The 17982-nt window shown below is 56.8% G+C and carries 19 protein-coding genes; 3 read left to right on the top strand and 16 right to left on the bottom strand.

Features of this window, described 5'->3' with window-relative positions:
- Nucleotide 1 precedes the first annotated feature (1 nt).
- A complete protein-coding gene (gene hisI, locus ACR0ES_RS01415) occupies nucleotides 2-391 on the bottom strand; it encodes a phosphoribosyl-AMP cyclohydrolase (RefSeq protein ID WP_480772678.1) in 390 nt (129 codons plus the stop codon).
- Between the two features lie 48 nt (nucleotides 392-439).
- On the opposite strand from hisI, the gene ACR0ES_RS01410 reads away from it, so the two are divergent.
- Both ACR0ES_RS01410 and ACR0ES_RS01405 read left to right on the top strand, forming a co-directional pair.
- Entirely contained in the window at nucleotides 440-892 is a 453-nt protein-coding gene (locus ACR0ES_RS01410; RefSeq protein WP_267366385.1) for an iron-sulfur cluster assembly scaffold protein, read from the top strand.
- 58 nt (nucleotides 893-950) lie between these two features.
- Entirely contained in the window at nucleotides 951-1589 is a 639-nt protein-coding gene (locus ACR0ES_RS01405) for a MarC family protein (protein WP_480553457.1), read from the top strand.
- Nucleotides 1590-1773: 184 nt separating this feature from the next.
- Here ACR0ES_RS01405 and ACR0ES_RS01400 read toward each other — a convergent pair whose 3' ends face one another.
- The 5 genes from ACR0ES_RS01400 to sciP form a co-directional block, all read right to left on the bottom strand.
- Nucleotides 1774-1896, bottom strand: a complete 123-nt coding sequence (locus ACR0ES_RS01400) for a hypothetical protein (RefSeq protein ID WP_480772677.1) — start codon at nucleotides 1894-1896, stop codon at nucleotides 1774-1776.
- Nucleotides 1897-2008: 112 nt separating this feature from the next.
- The gene (gene recG, locus ACR0ES_RS01395; RefSeq protein WP_480869279.1) at nucleotides 2009-4099 is read right to left on the bottom strand and encodes an ATP-dependent DNA helicase RecG; all 2091 of its coding nucleotides are present in this window, start codon (nucleotides 4097-4099) and stop codon (nucleotides 2009-2011) included.
- Entirely contained in the window at nucleotides 4096-6348 is a 2253-nt protein-coding gene (ligA, locus tag ACR0ES_RS01390; RefSeq protein ID WP_480869277.1) for an NAD-dependent DNA ligase LigA, read from the bottom strand. The genes recG and ligA overlap by 4 nt, the downstream gene beginning before the upstream one ends.
- 123 nt (nucleotides 6349-6471) lie before the next feature.
- On the bottom strand, nucleotides 6472-7188 hold the full coding sequence (gene ctrA, locus ACR0ES_RS01385; RefSeq protein WP_267364745.1) for a response regulator transcription factor CtrA: 717 nt from the start codon (nucleotides 7186-7188) through the stop codon (nucleotides 6472-6474).
- Between the two features lie 85 nt (nucleotides 7189-7273).
- Nucleotides 7274-7567 carry a CtrA inhibitor SciP gene (sciP, locus tag ACR0ES_RS01380; RefSeq protein WP_480558432.1) on the bottom strand — a complete coding sequence of 98 codons (294 nt, stop codon included), beginning with the start codon at nucleotides 7565-7567 and terminating at the stop codon, nucleotides 7274-7276.
- A 128-nt stretch (nucleotides 7568-7695) separates the two neighbouring features.
- Between sciP and mnmA the strand changes: the two genes are divergently transcribed.
- A complete protein-coding gene (gene mnmA / locus ACR0ES_RS01375; RefSeq protein ID WP_480505229.1) occupies nucleotides 7696-8841 on the top strand; it encodes a tRNA 2-thiouridine(34) synthase MnmA in 1146 nt (381 codons plus the stop codon).
- Here the strand turns inward: mnmA and ACR0ES_RS01370 are convergent.
- The 10 genes from ACR0ES_RS01370 to rseP form a co-directional block, all read right to left on the bottom strand.
- A complete protein-coding gene (locus tag ACR0ES_RS01370; protein ID WP_480772674.1) occupies nucleotides 8838-9383 on the bottom strand; it encodes a carboxymuconolactone decarboxylase family protein in 546 nt (181 codons plus the stop codon). The genes mnmA and ACR0ES_RS01370 overlap by 4 nt on opposite strands.
- A gap of 98 nt (nucleotides 9384-9481) precedes the next feature.
- Nucleotides 9482-10057 (bottom strand): hypothetical protein, encoded by a 576-nt coding sequence (locus tag ACR0ES_RS01365; RefSeq protein WP_480472675.1) that lies wholly within the window; start codon nucleotides 10055-10057, stop codon nucleotides 9482-9484.
- Nucleotides 10050-11216 carry a lipid-A-disaccharide synthase gene (lpxB, locus tag ACR0ES_RS01360; protein ID WP_480558438.1) on the bottom strand — a complete coding sequence of 389 codons (1167 nt, stop codon included), beginning with the start codon at nucleotides 11214-11216 and terminating at the stop codon, nucleotides 10050-10052. Before lpxB ends, ACR0ES_RS01365 begins: the two co-directional genes overlap by 8 nt.
- Nucleotides 11216-12010, bottom strand: coding sequence for an LpxI family protein (locus tag ACR0ES_RS01355; protein WP_480558440.1), 795 nt, complete (start codon nucleotides 12008-12010; stop codon nucleotides 11216-11218). Before ACR0ES_RS01355 ends, lpxB begins: the two co-directional genes overlap by 1 nt.
- A gap of 4 nt (nucleotides 12011-12014) precedes the next feature.
- Nucleotides 12015-12800 carry an acyl-ACP--UDP-N-acetylglucosamine O-acyltransferase gene (lpxA, locus tag ACR0ES_RS01350; RefSeq protein ID WP_480558442.1) on the bottom strand — a complete coding sequence of 262 codons (786 nt, stop codon included), beginning with the start codon at nucleotides 12798-12800 and terminating at the stop codon, nucleotides 12015-12017.
- Entirely contained in the window at nucleotides 12797-13270 is a 474-nt protein-coding gene (gene fabZ, locus ACR0ES_RS01345) for a 3-hydroxyacyl-ACP dehydratase FabZ (protein ID WP_480558444.1), read from the bottom strand. Before fabZ ends, lpxA begins: the two co-directional genes overlap by 4 nt.
- Before the next feature lie 73 nt (nucleotides 13271-13343).
- Complete coding sequence (locus ACR0ES_RS01340; RefSeq protein WP_480772671.1) at nucleotides 13344-13922, bottom strand: OmpH/Skp family outer membrane protein; 579 nt, start codon at nucleotides 13920-13922, stop codon at nucleotides 13344-13346.
- A gap of 6 nt (nucleotides 13923-13928) precedes the next feature.
- On the bottom strand, nucleotides 13929-16289 hold the full coding sequence (gene bamA / locus ACR0ES_RS01335; RefSeq protein ID WP_267364733.1) for an outer membrane protein assembly factor BamA: 2361 nt from the start codon (nucleotides 16287-16289) through the stop codon (nucleotides 13929-13931).
- A gap of 128 nt (nucleotides 16290-16417) precedes the next feature.
- Nucleotides 16418-16546 carry a hypothetical protein gene (locus ACR0ES_RS01330; protein ID WP_267364732.1) on the bottom strand — a complete coding sequence of 43 codons (129 nt, stop codon included), beginning with the start codon at nucleotides 16544-16546 and terminating at the stop codon, nucleotides 16418-16420.
- 79 nt (nucleotides 16547-16625) lie between these two features.
- Nucleotides 16626-17978, bottom strand: a complete 1353-nt coding sequence (rseP, locus tag ACR0ES_RS01325; RefSeq protein ID WP_480584175.1) for an RIP metalloprotease RseP — start codon at nucleotides 17976-17978, stop codon at nucleotides 16626-16628.
- Between the last annotated feature and the right edge of the window lie 4 nt (nucleotides 17979-17982).

The raw sequence follows: 17982 nt of genomic DNA, 5'->3' as shown, positions 1-17982 counted from the left end.
CCTATTCCATTGGCGCCATCAGTTCAGTTTCGTCCCCATCCCGAACGGCGGTAAAAAAACAGGTTCGTCGGTTGGTATGACAGGCTGCTCCGGTTTGACGGACAAGAACCAGTAGGCAGTCCCGGTCGCAATCGATCCGGAAATCCACAAGTTCCTGCACATGGCCCGAGGTTTCGCCCTTGATCCAGAAAGCCTGCCGCGAGCGTGACCAATAGGTCACCCGCCCGGATTCGAGGGTCTTTTCAACTGCCTGTACATTCATCCAGGCCATCATCAGAACCTCGCCTGATGTTTCATCCTGCGCAATCGCCGGGATCAGACCCGCCTCATTAAATCTCAAAGTAGAGGGATCAAACACGACTGGGTCAGACATCTCAAAAACCTTTTGCATCCGGTGGGCTCGCCACTATGTATGGGTAACACACGACGAGGGAAAGCCATGAGCGGCGAGAACGACCTGATTAAGCTGTACTCTGGGCGCATTCTGGCGCTGGCTGCGGATATTCCGCATCTTGAGCGATTGGAAGATCCCGATGCAACCGTCAAGAAACGCTCACCTTTATGCGGATCGACTGTAACTGTGGACATCAAGGTTCGTGATGGTCAGATCAGTGCCTTTGGTCAGGACGTCAAAGCCTGCGCTTTGGGGCAAGCGTCCGCCTCGGTCGTTGGGGAAGCGATAATTGGCGCGTCGCGGGCGCAGGTCGAAGCTGCGCGCGATCAGTTGGCGGCCATGCTCAAGACTGGCGGCCCTGCACCTGATGCGCCGTTTGATGGGCTTGAGGTGCTTATGCCCGCACGGGATTATAAAAACCGCCACGCGTCGATCCTGCTGGTTCTGGATGCCACGGCTGAGGCCATGGCGCAGGCTGAACAGGCAAACTGCGCCTGATTATAGCTATTTGGTGTAAACCCGTTTACCCTCTGCCCAGATTTCAGGAGGGATGGGTTTGAATAATTTGCTCGAGCATTTCGTTACGCTTTGGGTCGTTATCGACCCGATTGGAACAATTCCCGTTTTCATTGCAGTTACTGCCGGATTGGACGCGGCAGGCCGGCGGCGGACAGCGATGTTAGCAGCCGTGATAAGTGCTGCCGTATTGCTGTTCTTCCTTGTATTTGGTCAGGTGCTGATCGAAGCGCTGGATATCGGGTTGAATTCTTTTCAGGTCGCTGGCGGCATTATCCTGTTTCTGTTTGCCCTGACGATGATCTTTGGTGAAAGCAAACAAGAGGTCGAACAACGGCAAGCCGAAGAAGATCGTGAAGACGCGTACCACCAGCAGAACCCGGCGATTTTCCCGCTTGCCGTGCCTTCACTGGCATCCCCCGGCGCAATGCTGGCAATCGTTATTCTGACAGACAACCACCGCTATAGCATCGCGGATCAGGGTATCACAGCGCTTGTCATGCTTTCTGTATTGCTGGTTGCGTTTGTGCTGATGCTTTTGGCCGAGCCCATCATTCGGCTGATCGGTCATTCAGGCGCGGCAATCATCAGCCGTGTCATGGGGATGATCTTGGCCTCGGTTGCCGCCAACTCAGTCCTGTCCGCGCTGTTGGAAATCTTCAAAACCGGCCAATTGTAAAAAAAGCCGCCGCGCTTTCCGGGCGAAAAGGCGGCGGTAGGTATTGCGTGTCTCGCGTGGGGTCCGGTGTACCGCGCGGGGCCGAGGCATGGCCCCTCAAGGGGTTTGGGACAGGCAGGTCACCCTTGACTGAAATGGGGATGACAGCGCGGATTTTTCGGCACGAGATCGCAGGCAGAAAGGCTTAGAAACCAACCGGCAGGTGAAGGGCCACCATCAGCATCACGACCAAAGACACCACGCCAACGGCATCCTGCAGGATAGTCGATTGCGCGCGGCTGAAAGCGGTCTTGATCTGGGTCAGCATAGGGTCACCTCCGGTCAGAGTTTTAATCCTTTGTTGACCTTTTGTTCTCATATTTCCAAGCGCAGGTAAAGAACTTTTTGAGAACATTTGTGAACTTTAGGGGACGTTAAAGCTAACCCACTGAAATCAAACGGATCGCCTGATCCTGTTTCATCAGCCAAAGCAGAACACGCGCGGCCTGTCCCCTGTCCGAGGTCAGCTTGGGATCGGTCGTCAGCAACGCCCGCGCATCGGATTGGGCGACTGCCATCAATCCTGCCTGACGTTCCAGGTCCGCGATATGGAATTTTGGCAACCCGGATTGCGCAGTACCAATCAGATCGCCCGCGCCTCGCATCTTAAGGTCAGTTTCCGAGATTCGGAAGCCATCCTCTGTCTCGCGCAGAACCTCCAGCCGCTTGCGCCCTCCGTCGCTGAGCGGTGGTTGATACATCAGCAAACAGGTGGATTCCGCATCCCCGCGCCCAACGCGCCCCCGCAACTGGTGCAATTGCGCGAGCCCAAAGATCTCGGCCCGTTCAATGACCATGATCGTTGCGTTGGGTACGTTCACGCCGACCTCGATCACCGTCGTGGCAACAAGGACCTTTGTTTGCCCGTTCTGAAATGCGCTCATTGCGGCGTCTTTGTCGGCTGGTGGCATCTGACCATGAACCAGCCCCACAACGCCCTCACCCAAAATGGTCCGCAGGCGTTTGAAGCGTTCCTCGGCCGCTGTAAGGTCTGAAACTTCGGATTCGTCGACCAGAGGACACACCCAGTAACACTGTCGCCCCTCATCAATCGCGCGCCGCAGGTGGGCTATGACTTCGTCCATACGCTGTGTGCTGACAATTGCCGTTTTGATCGGTTTTCGCCCCGGAGGCTTTTCATCCAGCACCGAAACATCCATGTCGCCGTATTGCGCCAGCGCCAGACTGCGCGGGATGGGGGTGGCAGTCATTACCAGAACATCTGCCCCCTTGCCTTTTTCCGACAACTCCATCCTCTGCCGAACGCCAAACCGGTGCTGTTCGTCGACGATGGCCAATCTCAGCGCCTGGAATTCAACATCGCTTTGAAACACTGCATGTGTGCCAACCAGTATGTGAATATCGCCTTGTTTAAGCGCCTCAAGCTTGGCACGCCGCTCCGCGCCCTTGTCACGCCCGGTGAGCAGTTCCAGAACCACTCCAGCTTGCTCCGCCAGGGGGCGCAATCCTTCCAGATGCTGGCGCGCCAGAATTTCGGTCGGGGCCATCATCACGCCCTGCCCGCCTGCCTCAACCACGATCAGAAGGGCCATGAAGGCCACCAGCGTCTTACCGGCGCCGACGTCGCCCTGTAACAGCCGGTTCATTCGGGCGTCAGATGCCATATCAGCCGAAATCTCATCAATGGCGCGCGTTTGTGCGCCGGTCGGGCGATATGGAAGGCTTGCCAGCACTTTCGATTGCAGTACCCCGGTTCCCACGCTGACGATTCCCCGCGACTTGCGCTCTCGCTGCCGGGCCAAAGCGAGCGTCAGCTGATGCGCAAACAACTCGTCATACGCCAACCTCTGACGTGCAGGGGCAAACGGCGCTACATCATCCGCGCCGCGCGGATTGTGACCGGCGTGAATGGCCGCGGACCAGTTCGGCCAGTTTTGCTGCGACACCTGCGCCGGATCGATCCATTCCTCAAGTTCGGGTGCGCGTGCCAATGCGCTGCGGCTGGCCTTGAACGCTGTTTTCTGCGTCAGCCCTTGCGTCAGGTGGTAAACCGGTTCGAATTCCGGGATATCTCCTGCTTGTTCAACGGGCAGCATGTGGTCCGGATGCACCATCTGCGCCATACCGTCGAACAGTTCCAACTTGCCGGAAACCACGCGGCGTGATCCTTGTGGCAACACTTTCTTCAGATACTCACCACGTGCGTGGAAGAAGACCAGCTGGAAATCGGCCTGACTGTCTTCGACATGAACGCGATAGGCACCCCCCTTGCTGCGGGGCGGTCTGTGCGGGCCAACTGTCACTTCCACGGTCAGAGTGGCCGGCAGGTTCACCCCCTGTATTGAATCCCGCCTGCGCCGATCCACCACGGCATAAGGCAGGCTGAACAGAACATCGCGCGGGGATTCCACCCCGGTCTGCGCCATGGCCTGCGCTGTCTTGGGGCCGACGCCATCCAACGTTTCCAGCCCCGCAAATAGCGGGAAAAGCTGTTCGGGCCGTCCGCTCATGCGCCTTCTATCAGCTGAAGCCAGCCATCCTCGTCCAAAGTTTCGATCCCAAGTTCCGCTGCCTTTTTCGCCTTTGACCCGGCCCCGGGACCCGCGACCAGAATATCGGTTTTCTTGCTGACAGATCCGGAAACCTTGGCGCCCAACGCCTCGGCCCGCGCTTTGGCTTCGGCGCGGGTCAATTTTTCCAGCGTTCCGGTGAACACTACGGTTTTACCCGCGACCGGACTGTCCGAGGCTGGCGCGTCGGGGGCGATAACCGTCAATTCGCTGCGCAGCGTGTCGAAAGCCCGTCGTTCCTCTTCATTGGCAAATGCGTCCGACAGTGAAAGGCCAAGCGTTGCGCCAATTCCGTCGATGCCAATCAGCTCTGCCCAGGCGGCATTGGCATCGGCTGCGACATTGGCCTCCGCGATGGCTGCGTCCCGCACTTCTTTCACGCGTGCGCGACGCCCTTCAAGCTGCGCTGCCGCACGCTCTGCGTCTTCCGCCTCATCCGCCCGCCGTTGCGCCAGTGCAGCCGGTCGTGCAGTGTCCAACGCGAGCGCCATCGCATCCCAATCACGATAATACAGTGCCAGATCGCGCGCACCGACTTCGCCCACATGTCGAATGCCCAGTGCAAACAACAAGCGCGCAAAAGGAATTTTCCGCTTTTCATCAATGGCTTCGAACAGGTTCCTGGCGGATGTTTCGCCCCACCCGTCCCGGTTTTTCAACCGCGTCAGACTGGCTGCGTCCCGCTGTTCCAGCGTGAAGATATCAGCTGGCGCATTGATCGGAAGGGTTGGATCCCCATAGAACATTTCAATCTGTTTTGCACCCAGCCCTTCTATATCAAAGGCTTTGCGCGACACGAAATGTTTCAGCTTTTCAACGGCCTGCGCAGGACAGATCAGGCCGCCAGTGCACCGTCGAACCGCGTCGCCTTCTTCGCGGATCGCATCGCTCTCGCATTCGGGGCAATGTGTCGGAAAGGCAAAGGGGCGTGCATCGGCGGGGCGTTTGGACAAGTCGACATCCGACAGTTTGGGGATCACGTCGCCCGCGCGATAGACCTGAACCCAATCGCCCACTCGGATATCTTTTCCATCACGGATCGTGCCGCCTTTGGCGTCGCGCCCAGCGATATAATCCTCGTTGTGCAAAGTGGCATTGGAGACGACCACCCCGCCAACCGTTACAGGATGCAACCGTGCCACAGGGCTGAGCGCCCCTGTACGACCAACCTGAATGTCAATCGCCTCCAATCTGGTCCAGGCCAGTTCGGCTGGGAACTTATGTGCGATTGCCCATCTTGGCGTCGTCGAACGGAAACCCAAACGCGCCTGCAATGACAGATCGTTTACCTTGTAGACGACCCCATCGATATCATACCCCAAAGTCGCACGCTGCGCTTCGATATCCCGGTAATGAGCGATCATGTCCTCAGTCGTGGCACATAGGCGCGTCAAGGAATTCGTGGGGAACCCAAGCGTAGCAAGACGCTCAATCGCTCCCATCTGGGTATCCGCCAAAGGCTCTGACAGTTCACCCCAGGCATAGGCGAAGAAGCGCAATGGGCGGGATCGGGTAACTTCCGAATCCAGCTGGCGCAGTGACCCTGCCGCCGCATTGCGCGGGTTGGCAAAGGGTTTGCCCCCCCGTTCAGCCTGCCGCTCATTCAACGCTTCGAAATCAGAGTGAGACATGTAAATCTCGCCCCGGACCTCAAGAATTTCGGGCGCGTTTTCAATCTGCTGTGGAATATCAGAGACGGTGCACGCGTTGGCCGTCACGTTCTCGCCAACTTCACCGTCGCCCCGCGTTGCGGCCTGAACCAGCTGTCCGCTCTCATAGCGCAAGGACAAAGACAGGCCGTCAATCTTGGGTTCGGCTGTGAAAGCCAGCGGCGCGCCTGCATCAAGGCCCAGATATTTGCGAATCGAGGTGTCGAAATCGGCAATGTCCCCATCGTCGAACGCGTTGCCCAGTGACATCATTCGGACGGCATGAGTAACTTTCGAAAACCCGTCCGCCGGTTTGGCACCGACTTGCTCTGTTGGGCTGTCAGCACGTTTCAAGTGGGGGAAACGCGCCTCGATCTCGGCGTTTCTGCGTTTGAGGGCATCATAATCCGCATCCGACAACTCGGGCGCATCTTCTGCGTGATACAGAGTGTTGGCTCGCGACAGGATGTCCGCCAACCGCGCCAGTTCGGCACGCGCCTCATCATCCGTCAGGTCTGATATGGGAATGGAATTGCTCATGGCCTCGCCCTGTCACGCGTTCTTGGACCTCAGTGATAGGGCGAGGTCATGGCCAGGTCCAGATGTGCTGAGCCGTGAGTGCAACGTGCCGCCCTGGACTACCAGCGACACAAACGGTTCAAATCAGAGGCCGACCGCCATTCTCGTCTCGTCCAGAGTGTTGCTTTGCGGATCGCGCAACACGTAACCCCGGCCCCATACGGTTTCGATATAATTCTCGCCACCCGTTGCGTTGCTGAGCTTTTTGCGCAGTTTGCAGATGAAGACGTCGATGATTTTCAGCTCGGGTTCATCCATGCCGCCGTATAAGTGATTCAGAAACATTTCCTTGGTCAGAGTCGTACCCTTACGCAAGCTGAGCAATTCCAGCATCTGGTATTCTTTTCCTGTCAGGTGCACGGTTTTTCCGTCCACCTCAACGGTCTTGGCGTCCAGATTTACAGCCACGCGACCTGTGTGGATGATGGACTGCGAATGCCCTTTCGACCGGCGAATTATGGCATGAATGCGGGCCACCAGTTCTTCGCGGTGGAAGGGTTTGGTCAGATAGTCATCCGCGCCAAACCCGAAACCTTTGATCTTGCTGTCCGTATCATCTGCGCCCGAAAGGATCAGGATCGGTGTTTCCACACGGGCAATCCGTAGCTGGCGCAACACTTCATGCCCGTTCATGTCCGGCAGGTTCAGGTCCAGCAAGATCAGGTCGTAATCGTAGAGCTTTGCCAGATCGATACCTTCTTCGCCAAGATCCGTTGCATAAACGTTTAGGTTCGCATGCGTCAGCATCAGTTCGATGCTTTTAGACGTGGTCGGATCATCCTCGACAAGAAGTATACGCATTTTCACTGCTCCAATTCGGGTCAATAATTCCAATTAAAATCAAACCTGACCAAGAATGGTTAATCTGACGTTACCGTTGAATCATTTATTCTCGCTCGCCTTTAGGTTGTCTATACTTTTTTAAGGCCGTGGCTTTCAAAGCCTCGGCACCGTGTTCCGCGACCAGGGAAACCCAGCCGTTGAATTCTTCGTCGCTGATGCCGTATTTCTGTTTTGCCTCAGACAGGCTGATCAGCCCGTAAAGTACCCCACGCACGACCAGAATCTTGCGTGAAGCTACCCACCGCCTAGTGCTTGTCGGCGGCAGATCGGCGCGCGTCAGTATGGATCCATCCGGCAGAGAAACAGACCTTGGCCCTTCCACTTTGTGCAAATACATCGCTTTACCCTTTTTGCTGCATCAAAGCTGGCACCAGCCTACTTAAGGTCGTATGAAACCGCCCCTTGAGAGTGTGTAGAATTTTCCTATATTCTGCCGGTCTTTCTTAACCCGGACAGGAACCGCCAATGGCCCTCGACACCGAGACCCCGCTGAACTCGCTTGGCTTTGCCAAACCGCCCTCGGAAACGCGGGTGGTTGTGGCCATGTCAGGGGGCGTCGATAGCTCCGTCGTCGCGGCTTACTTGGCCGATCAGGGCTATGATGTGGTGGGGGTGACACTGCAACTCTATGACCATGGCGCGGCTTTGGCCAAGAAAGGGGCGTGCTGTGCCGGGATCGATATCCACGATGCGCGCCGCGTAGCGGAAGAGCGTGGATTTCCCCATTATGTTCTGGACTATGAAAACATCTTCAAGGACGCGGTGATCGATGAATTTGCGGAAAGCTATCTGGCAGGCGCAACACCCGTCCCCTGCATTCGCTGCAACGAGCGCGTAAAATTCAAGGACCTTCTGGAAACCGCCAAGGATCTTGAGGCCGACTGTATGGCCACCGGGCACTATATCCAACGCAAGATGGGGCCAAACGGCCCGGAACTGCACAGCGCCGAAGACGCTAACCGGGATCAATCCTATTTCCTGTTCTCGACAACGCCCGAACAGCTTGATTTCCTGCGCTTCCCGTTGGGTCATTTGCCGTCAAAAGACGCGACCCGCGAAATGGCGGCTCAATATGGGTTGTCTGTGGCGGACAAACCCGACAGTCAGGACATCTGCTTTGTGCCCGACGGCAACTATGCCAACGTCATTGAAAAGCTGCGCCCCGGTGCTGCGGAACCGGGTGAGATTGTTCATGCCGATGGCCGCGTTCTGGCGCAGCACAACGGGGTGATCCAATACACGATCGGCCAAAGGCGCGGCTTGGGCATCGGCGGCCTGAGCGAGCCGCTTTATGTGGTCAAGCTGGACGTGGACAAAAAACAGGTCGTTGTCGGCCCCAAAGAGATGCTGGCAACGCGTGTCGTTCCCGTGCGTGAGATCAACTGGCTGGGCGATGAAGCCTTCACATCGCGCGAAGAATGGCACCTGTCAGTCAAGGTCCGTTCGACCCGCCCCCCGCGCGAGGCCATTATTCGACCGCTGTCCGACACCGCTGCTGAGGTGGAATTGCTGACACCCGAAGAAGGCATCTCGCCCGGTCAGGCCTGCGTCTTCTATGCCTCAGAAGGCAGCCGCATCTTTGGCGGTGGCTGGATCTGGCGCGGATACTAGGCTGAAACGGGTTCAACCACGGGTTCGATCTGGATCTGAAGCGCATCGTTGAACCGGTTGAATGCACCGCACAATGCGATGCGCCAGGTTAACTCGACAATCTGGGCATCGCTGAACCAGTCCCGCAGGTTGGAAACCTCAGCGTCGCGCATGCGGCCTGATCGTGTCGTCACCGCCTCGGCGTATCGCACGACTGCCTTGTCGCACGCGTCCAGTTCGGGGTGGTTGTCGACATCTGGCAGGCGCGCCGCGCCTTCGGGGCTGAGACCTGCAACCGTCAACAGCGGAGTATGATGCGAGACGCAGTAGTCACAGGCGTTCAATTTGGAAACCGTCACCATGGCCAGTTCCAGCGCACGACGCGGCAAGGTTTGCTGTTCCCGCAACGCCGTCAACATGCCCGCGACATGTTCCAGAACCGGTGGACAATGTGCGGCAACCCGGGCCCAATTGTCGAACGGGCCATAAGCACCCAAAGCCGCATGTGACGCGCGTGTCTCGTCTGCCATCTCAGGGTCTGACAAAGGGGGGATGCGGGTCATGATGAAATCTCCTTTTCAGCGAGGATATCTTAAGTCCGCACCGCTGCAACAGACGGTCTCGGATAACAAACCCGAGACGGAATGCCGAAACAGGCCTGTTACAGGGCATCCGTGGGCGAATTGAAGAGGATGTAAAGCCCGACGCAGACCATGATATATGGGGCGATCCGATCCATACGGGCGACGCGTGGCCCAAGGCTTTTGGCCCGAGGTGCGCCCCAGGCGGCAACTACGACCAGAACTGAAGCGGCCAGTGCTGCGCCGATCAAGGCGGCAACACGGTATGAAGGGGCAGACTCCGCCAATAGCGGTGTCATGACCGCGAAACTGTCAATCGACAGGCTCAGGAACAGGGAAACCACCGATGTTACGGCCCCTTTTACCTCGGTTCCTTCAGAATTGGCCCCGAAAAACTGCCGCCAGATTCCGCGCAAACCAAAGGCCAGTGGTACAAGACCCAGAAACCCGATCCAAAACGGTGCGCCGCTCTGGTCAACACCCAATGCGACGGTCATGGCCAATGTCAGAACAATTGTCTGCGCGACGGCAAAGCCAATGATGGCGCGGCGTTGCTCGATCACCAATATCAAACCCAGTAGGACGGCCAGATTGTCCAGATTGGTGGATATCATGGCAACCCCGGCTGAAGCGGCGAACAGCGTGTGATCAAGCATGCTTAATCTGCATTCTGTCCAGCACAGCTCGTGCCGCCCGCAACCCCGGAGCTTCTCCTCCGCGCCCCAACCGTTCCATTGTCAGGTTCATCGCGAGTTGCTGAGCGTCAGGGGCATTGGTCACATCATGCAGGGCTTTGGCGATCTTGTCTGGCTGGCAATCGTTCAGCAGGCATTCAGGCACGGCGCGTGTTTCAGATACCAGATTGACCAATGTAACAGTGTCCAGCTTGACCATGCGTTCGGCCATTTTCTGGGTCAGCCAATTGAGTTTGTAGGCGATCACCATAGGTGTATTCTGCGCCGCCAGTTCCAAAGAAACCGTACCCGAAGCGGCCAGCGCGATACATGCCGTGCCAAAAGCCGCGCGTTTTTCGACCGTGGCTTGCCCGGCCCCCATTTGTCGCGGGTCGAGCACTATTGGTGCGCCCGGCCAGCTTTGCGTCAGAGCGTTGACCAGGTCAGTTGTCGCACCCACGGTTGGAACCACGACACGATAACTGGGATGGTCCGTCAAAAACAGCCGCAATGCCTCACCGAACGTGTCTGCCAGACGTTCGATCTCACCCCGGCGCGATCCGGGCAGAGCCAGCAGGACAGGTGCATCCCCTAGGTCGTACCTGCTCCGGAAGGCCGCAATCTCGGCCTGTGTTGCCGTCGGTTCGCTGGCAACAGGGTGGCCGACAAAGTCGCACTCCATCCCTGCCCGCTCCATGTATGGCGGCTCAAACGGAAGCAGTGCCAGCACATGGTCGATGACCTTTGCCATTTTGTCCGCTCGCCCCGGACGCCAGGCCCAGACACTGGGCGCGACGTAATGCACGGTGCGGATATCACTGGCGACTTTGACGATTTTGGCGACACGCAGGCTGAAATCGGGGCTGTCGATGGTGATCAGAACGTCCGGCCGCGTGTCCAACACTGCTTGCGCGGTCTCCGAGATTCGACGCTTGAGGTGGAAAAACTTCGGCAGAACCTCGATCAAACCCATCACCGAAAGTTCCGACATCGGAAACCGGCTGGTCAGCCCCTGAGCCGCCATCAATGGTCCGCCCACGCCGTCGAATTCAATATCGGGGATCAGTGTTTTCAGCCCCTCCATCAACGCGCCGCCCAGCCGGTCGCCCGAAGGTTCACCGGCGACCAGAAAGACGCGCATCAGACCGCCCGCTCGCGAATATACAGGAACAGCCCAAGGCGGTTACATTCGGCGATGACCTGTTCTTTGTCCAAAACCAACACACCGCCCTTTTCCAGAACGATGCCAGACAAGCCTGCCGCGACCGCATCCGTGACGGTATCTGGCCCGATGGCCGGCAGATCAGCACGCCGATCTTGATCGGGCTTTGGGCCTTTGAACAGTATGCCGCCCCCCGCGTCCGGGCGTTGCGTCAGGGATTGAAGCATCCAGGCGGTTCCAAAGATGCCTTCGATTGCCAACACCTGCCCTTTTGAGACTGCACAGGCCTGACCAATATCCACAGCCCCCATGGCCCGCAGAATTCCGGCAGCGCGGTCTGCATCTGCCATATCACTCTCGGATGGGTGCACATCAGTCAGACAGCCCAAAGGCGGCAACAGGCCAGGGGCGATTTCATGCGCGGCGCACACCCGCAATCCTGCGCCTTCCAACAGGCCAATGACAGCCCGCAATGCTCCGTCATCACCCGACAGCATGGCCTGCTGGATCACCGGAACCAATGGCATCGTCGCCGCGTCAATACGTTTAGGATCAACCTTCGGGCGCCGAACTGCGCCGGCCATACAAATCTCGGTCACGCCCTTCGCCTGAAGCCCGGCAATAAAACTGCCAAGCTGTTCAAGCGGAAACACGATATCTGCGACCAGATCATCCGGCAGGAACCCTTCCATCGCGCAGATCAGCGGACGTTCCGCCAGTTGGGCAACCAATTCGGTCGGCAGTGCCCCGGTTCCCGCAATCAACGCAAGCATGTTCCTATTTCCTCGGTGTCAGGAACGACCGATCGCTGTGTCCGGTGACAAAATCAACGATCCGCTGCACATAGTCGCTGTCGTTACCCTGACCAAGACGGTAGGCGCGATCCATGAATGTTCCATCGCCTTCAGACAGCTCCTTGAACGCGGCACGCAACGCCGAGATGTCTTCGCGCGAAACACCTTTACGCTTGAGACCCACGAGGTTCAGACCTTCAAGCTCACCCCGGGAGGCTTGTACCAAACCGTAGGGAATGACGTCCTTTGGCACCATGGTGAGCGCACCGATGATCGCCCCGCGACCAACACGCACCCACTGGTGCAGGCCCGAAATGCCACCGACGATCACATCATCCTCGACGATGCAGTGACCAGCTGCCCCTGCGTGGTTCACCATGATAACCCGGTTGCCGATCTGCACGTCATGGGCCACATGAACACCTGCCATCAGCAGGCAATCATCCCCGATCCGGGTTACACCGCCGCCACCTTCGGTCCCGGTATTGATCGTCACGTGCTCGCGAATGCGGTTGCGCTGACCGATTTCAAGGCGCGTGTTTTCACCGCCAAATTTCAGGTCCTGCGGAATCTCACCGATCACCGAAAAATTAAAGATCACGGTGTCTTCGCCAATCGATGTGTCACCGGTCACAACGACATGAGACTTCAGTTCGACCCGATCAGCCAGTTTTACATTGGCGCCCACATAGCTAAAAGGACCGATGACGCAATCCTGCCCGATCTGCGCCCCGTCTTCGATAATCGCGCTGGGGTGGATACCGCTCATGTTGTTTTTTCCATATCCCAATCGACATAGGCCGAGAATTCTGCCTCGGCGGCCACTTCACCTTCAACAGTTGCGCGGCCGTTGAATTTGAAAAGCTTGCCACCTTTCTTGCCGCGAACCGTTTCGACATGCATTTCCAGGACGTCGCCAGGAACAACTTTCCTGCGGAATTTGCATTTGTCGATGCTCATGAAATAGATCAGCAACTCGGTGTCGATGACATCCATACCCACGCCCAGCATTACGCCTGCTGTCTGCGCCATCGCCTCGACGATGGTAACACCCGGCATGATCGGTGTTCCCGGGAAGTGGCCCTGGAAATGCGGCTCGTTCATGGTGACGTTCTTGATACCTCGGGCTGATTGATAGCCAGAGATGTCCACCACCTTGTCGACCAGCAAAAACGGATAACGATGCGGCAGGATCCTTTGGATCAACTGAATATCGGCGCTTTTGGGTTCCGTTGTCATGATTCAGGTATCCCGTTCTGAATGTTTCTTTTTCAGCGTGGTTAGCAATACAGCCTCGCAAGGGCAAGCGAACCTATTCGCTTGTGTCCTTTTGCAACCCGCTGCCATCGCCAATTGCCGTGTTCACGCGGATTATCGCGGCCTCGGTGATATCTGACGTGCTTACAACGACATTGGAGCGTTCGATGATCACGCTGGCCCCGAATTCGCGTAGCAAATCAACAAGGATCGGGCGAACAATTTCAAAAAACGTTTGCTGCGCTTCCTCGCTACGACGTGCCAGCGCGTCCAGCTTTGCCCTTTGTCCGTCTCGATGGGACTGAACCTTGACATCGAACGCTTCGGCCAGCGGGCGAAACTCCTCCGCTGGCATGGTCGCACGCTTTTCGGTCAGGTCTTTTTCTTCTCGGCTGAGTTCCGCGACAATCCGTTCATTTTCTTCCGCAAGCATTGCGCTTTCTTTTTCGATCTCGCGCAACACACGTTGCCCAAATGCGGAATTCTTGAACAGCTGCTCACCGGACAACGTAACCACGCTGGCTTGCGGAACACCCAGCTGCTGCGCATCAGCCGAAAGGGCCTGAAACAGCATCATAAATGCACACAGGGCCCAAAGCGGGCCCTGTATCGAGGTAAAGAACCTGTTCGTCATCGCAGATCAGAACCGGGCCTGAATGGTCAGGTCAAAGTTCTGTTCCTTGTCGAACGTCTCCTTTTTCAGAGCCTTCGAAAAGTTGAACTGCAAAGGTCCAAACGGCGTTTCCCACAAGACCGAGATACCGATAACGTGACGAATGGACCCGTCTGCGCCAACGATATTTGCCCCTGCGGTGTTCACATCGTTGATGTTGTAAAGGTTTCCAACGTCATAGAACAGACCGCCCCGCAGGCCCAGTTCCTCGGGCAGACCCAAGGGAAAATCGGTTTCAAAACGCGCGACCCAGTAATAGTTGCCGCCGATGGCATCGTCCTGACCATTGGACAAATCACGCGGGCCAAGACCCGCAGGCTCAAAACCGCGGAAAGTACGAGGCCCCAACACAAAACGGTCGACGGTGCGGCTGAAGTCATTTCCACTCCAATTCAACGCACCCAGCTCCAATGTGGCCCGTAGTACCACTTCTTCATTCCAGACCCGCGTTTGAGCGATACCGCGCGCAGTGGTTTTGAAATACTTGTTATCACCGCCAAGGCCTGCCGCGTCGACGCCTACCTCGAACAGAACACCAGAATTCGGGTCCAGACCACCAATCCGGCTGTCATAAATGTAGGACAGTCCCAGTGAACTGGACGTCCGTTTGCCTTGTGCGATCTCGGATGCGATCACTGCGCCATTGGTCTGATTGCTTTGTTGCGTCATCTCGCTGCGGTCCCAGCCATAGCGCAGACGAAGAGCGGACAGTTCACCGATTGCATAGGTCAGCTGAGGTGTGAAGAACAACGAGCTCGTGTCGTAGCTGGCAAAGCCGGAATTGGTTGCCGACAGTCCCAGTCCAAGATCGAAACGCAGCTTTCGGCCCAGCAAATAGGGTTCGGTAAAGTTAATCGTGTACTGTTCTGAATCCTGTGCTGTCGAGATCGAAACACCAAGATTCTGACCGCGTCCCAGGAAGTTTGCCTCGTTCAGGCCGATTGCAATCCCGAAGCCGTCTGTGACCGAGTAGCTGCCGCCAAGGCTCAGCGAACCTGTAGGCTGTTCCTCGACATCCACATCCAGAATGACCTGGCTGGGTGACGATCCTTCCCGAGGCTCGACCTCCGCAACTGCAAAGAACCCAAGCGCATTGATGCGTTCCGCGGCCTGACGGATTTCACGCGGGTTGAAGGGGTCACCTTCTACAGTGTCAAACTGGCGGCGGATCACACGGTCCAGCGTGGTGGTGTTGCCTTCGATATCGATCCGTTCAACAAAAATCCGCGGACCTTTCGTCAGAACAAATTCAATGTCCAGGGTAAGATCACGGTCATTGCGCGTCACACGCGGTTCAACCCGCAGGAAATCGACACCCTGTTTCAACCCAAGGCGTTCTTGCCGCGCGATCGAGTTTTCCACCAGCGTCGGCGTATACGTCACGCCCGGTTTGATTTTCAGCACATCCTGATAAGGCGCTGCATCAACGCCGGCGATTTCACTAACCGTCGTGATCTTTCCAAACGAGAACTTCTGACCTTCGGTGACGTTCATCACCAGAAAGAACGCATCCCGTTCGCGGGTAAATTCGACGTTGGCGCTGTTCACACGGAAATCGATATAGCCCCGCGAAAGGTAGAAATCGCGAATGACCTGTTTGTCGAATTCAATGCGGTCGCCGATAAACGTGTCGTTGCGGAAGAATGTCCGCAGGAAGGTTGCCTGCTTGGTTTCCAGAACCCGGCGCAACCGGCGGTCCGAATAGGCGCGGTTGCCGACAAAGCTGACGCGCTCGACCTCAATGGTCGTGCCTTCTGCCACTTCAAAGACCAGATCAACCCGGTTGTCGCTGCGACGGATAATGCGAGGAATAACGGTTGCCGCGACGCGACCCTGGGCGGAATACACTTCGGCAATGGTGTCGGCGTCTGCTTCGGCCGCCTGTGGCGTAAAGACCCGGCGGGGTTGCGACGAGATCACGTCCAGAAGAACGTCGTCTTTGACGCGAGCGTTCCCTTCGATGCTGATCTGGTTGATCGTTGGATATTCCTGGACCTGAATGACCAGAGTCGTGCCGCGCGGCGTCAGTTCAACTGTCTCAAATACACCACTGTCAAGCAAACGCTGATAGGCATCGTTAAGCTGCCCGGCAGTTACAGTCTGGCCCGGTTCGATTCCGGTCCGAGCGATAATTGTTCCGGTTTCGATCCGGCGGTTCCCTTCAACATCGAACGAGTTGATTGTGTAGTTTTGCGCCGATGCCGCATGCGGAAACGCCAGTAAACTTACCGCAACAAAAAGGAAAAAAACCGTTAGCGCCTGCCACAAAATATTGTTTGTCGGCATATGCCCCCCGCAGGATGTGCCTGCGTCTCGCCTGTCAGTCATTTTATGCTCTACCCAGAATTTTGAGACTTTAATGCTGAGTAACGGGATTGAATGAGCTTGTCAAAAGGCGATATCGAAGCAGTTAGGCAGACGGCTTCGCGACAACAGACCTACGATTTTCCCGAGAATCACATTCCCGCCAGATAGGCGGCCCCAGCCATCGCCAACGCTGTAACGGCAAAACTCAGCATAACATCCCAATTCAACATGAACAGGAAGCTAAAGCTTTGATACGATTTTTTCAGCGTTTTGGACATGACTGTTCCCTTTAGACGGGAATGTTGTAGCGCTAAAATATGGCGGTAATGCGGCTGGAATCTGCTCCAGCCGCCACATTCAGCAGAACAGGTCGTTGCTGACCGAAAACAGCATCAGGGTTAGAATGATCGAGATTCCAATGCCCATGAGTATTCGCAACGCCCGATCGCTGGGCGGTTTCCCGGCAATGGCCTCATAGGCGTAGAAGACGAGATGTCCGCCATCCAGCGCGGGAATGGGAAACAGGTTCAACAACCCGACCGCCGTCGACAGGACAGCAATGAAGAAGATAAAATTCTGTGCCCCCTGGCTGGCCATCGCCCCCGAAGTTTCGGCAATTCCGATTGGCCCCGAGATGTTGCAGGTGCTGATTGCACCTGTCACCATGTGCCACATGCCGGACAAGGACCCTTCGATGATGCGGCCAGTCTGGATGACACCGCCCTTTAGGGAATCAAAAAGACCAGCCGGTACGGTTGCAGGCTCCAGCATCATGCCGCCGACGATTCCGATGCGCCAATGGGTGACAAAACCACCATCAGGCTGCGGTTCATCCGTGCGCCGGGGCGCCAGGGCAAATTCCAACTCGGACCCATCCCGCCAGACTTCAAGCAACAAGACGCGGCCGTCCGATCCTTCGACATGATCCTTTAGCTGTTCGAAAGCAAAGATCGGTTCACCATTGACCGAGGTGATGACATCCCCTTGCTTCAGTTGGATATCCATAGCCGCGCTACGCGGAGCAACCTGACGGATCAGCGGCGGAAGCATCCAGGGGGCCTGAACCTCAAGGGGTTGGCCATCGCGGATCACGGAATAATCCAGAACCGGTTGAACAGGCAGCTGGTCGATGAATTCCTTCCATGCGACTTCTTCGTCATAGTCCGGTGTCGGACGACCGGCGATAGCCGTAATCACATCTCCCTCGCGCAATTCCTGCACGGTGCCTGGCAAAGGCTGCAACGCGCCAACGGTCAGGGGTTCACGCGAAACGCCCTGTGACCAGAAGATCAGGCCAAAAACCAGAATGGACATGGCGAAATTAAAGACCGGGCCAGCCGCGACAGTTGCCGCCCTTGCCCACAGCGGGGCGCCGTGCATGGTGCGGCGCAACTCCTCAGGATTTTGGGTCGCGATGTCTTCCATTGCCTCTTCATCCTTGCCCGAGGCCGCATTGGCGTCGCCCAGAAATTTCACGTATCCACCAAAAGGCAACGCTGCGATCTGCCACTTGGTTCCGCGCTTATCCTTGCGGCTCCAGAGCACCGGCCCAAACCCGAGCGAAAAGACTTCGGCATGGATACCAGACCACCGGCCCACAATGTAATGGCCATATTCATGCACGGCCACAATGACCGACAGCGCAATAACAAATGCAACAATCGTCCACAGCAGATTGCCGAATTGCGGGATCAGCGAAAGTACGTCCAAATTT

It is taken from the genome of Ruegeria sp. N7 (assembly GCF_056531345.1).
Note: the sequence above shows the minus strand (reverse complement) of the source record. Positions and strands in the feature narration are given on the sequence as shown.

What these genes read in the sequence shown, in the direction of transcription:
- ACR0ES_RS01400 (WP_480772677.1), bottom strand. Translation starts at nt 1,896, where the DNA reads ATGCTGACCCAGATCAAGACCGCTTTCAGCCGCGCGCAATCGACTATC.
- ctrA (WP_267364745.1), bottom strand. Translation starts at nt 7,188, where the DNA reads ATGCGTATACTTCTTGTCGAGGATGATCCGACCACGTCTAAAAGCATC.
- fabZ (WP_480558444.1), bottom strand. Translation starts at nt 13,270, where the DNA reads ATGACAACGGAACCCAAAAGCGCCGATATTCAGTTGATCCAAAGGATC.
- ACR0ES_RS01340 (WP_480772671.1), bottom strand. Translation starts at nt 13,922, where the DNA reads ATGACGAACAGGTTCTTTACCTCGATACAGGGCCCGCTTTGGGCCCTG.
- sciP (WP_480558432.1), bottom strand. Translation starts at nt 7,567, where the DNA reads ATGTATTTGCACAAAGTGGAAGGGCCAAGGTCTGTTTCTCTGCCGGAT.
- ACR0ES_RS01370 (WP_480772674.1), bottom strand. Translation starts at nt 9,383, where the DNA reads ATGACCCGCATCCCCCCTTTGTCAGACCCTGAGATGGCAGACGAGACA.
- mnmA (WP_480505229.1), top strand. Translation starts at nt 7,696, where the DNA reads ATGGCCCTCGACACCGAGACCCCGCTGAACTCGCTTGGCTTTGCCAAA.
- lpxB (WP_480558438.1), bottom strand. Translation starts at nt 11,216, where the DNA reads ATGCGCGTCTTTCTGGTCGCCGGTGAACCTTCGGGCGACCGGCTGGGC.
- recG (WP_480869279.1), bottom strand. Translation starts at nt 4,099, where the DNA reads ATGAGCGGACGGCCCGAACAGCTTTTCCCGCTATTTGCGGGGCTGGAA.
- ACR0ES_RS01365 (WP_480472675.1), bottom strand. Translation starts at nt 10,057, where the DNA reads ATGCTTGATCACACGCTGTTCGCCGCTTCAGCCGGGGTTGCCATGATA.
- ACR0ES_RS01355 (WP_480558440.1), bottom strand. Translation starts at nt 12,010, where the DNA reads ATGCTTGCGTTGATTGCGGGAACCGGGGCACTGCCGACCGAATTGGTT.
- hisI (WP_480772678.1), bottom strand. Translation starts at nt 391, where the DNA reads ATGCAAAAGGTTTTTGAGATGTCTGACCCAGTCGTGTTTGATCCCTCT.
- bamA (WP_267364733.1), bottom strand. Translation starts at nt 16,289, where the DNA reads ATGACTGACAGGCGAGACGCAGGCACATCCTGCGGGGGGCATATGCCG.
- ACR0ES_RS01330 (WP_267364732.1), bottom strand. Translation starts at nt 16,546, where the DNA reads ATGTCCAAAACGCTGAAAAAATCGTATCAAAGCTTTAGCTTCCTGTTC.
- ligA (WP_480869277.1), bottom strand. Translation starts at nt 6,348, where the DNA reads ATGAGCAATTCCATTCCCATATCAGACCTGACGGATGATGAGGCGCGT.
- lpxA (WP_480558442.1), bottom strand. Translation starts at nt 12,800, where the DNA reads ATGAGCGGTATCCACCCCAGCGCGATTATCGAAGACGGGGCGCAGATC.
- ACR0ES_RS01410 (WP_267366385.1), top strand. Translation starts at nt 440, where the DNA reads ATGAGCGGCGAGAACGACCTGATTAAGCTGTACTCTGGGCGCATTCTG.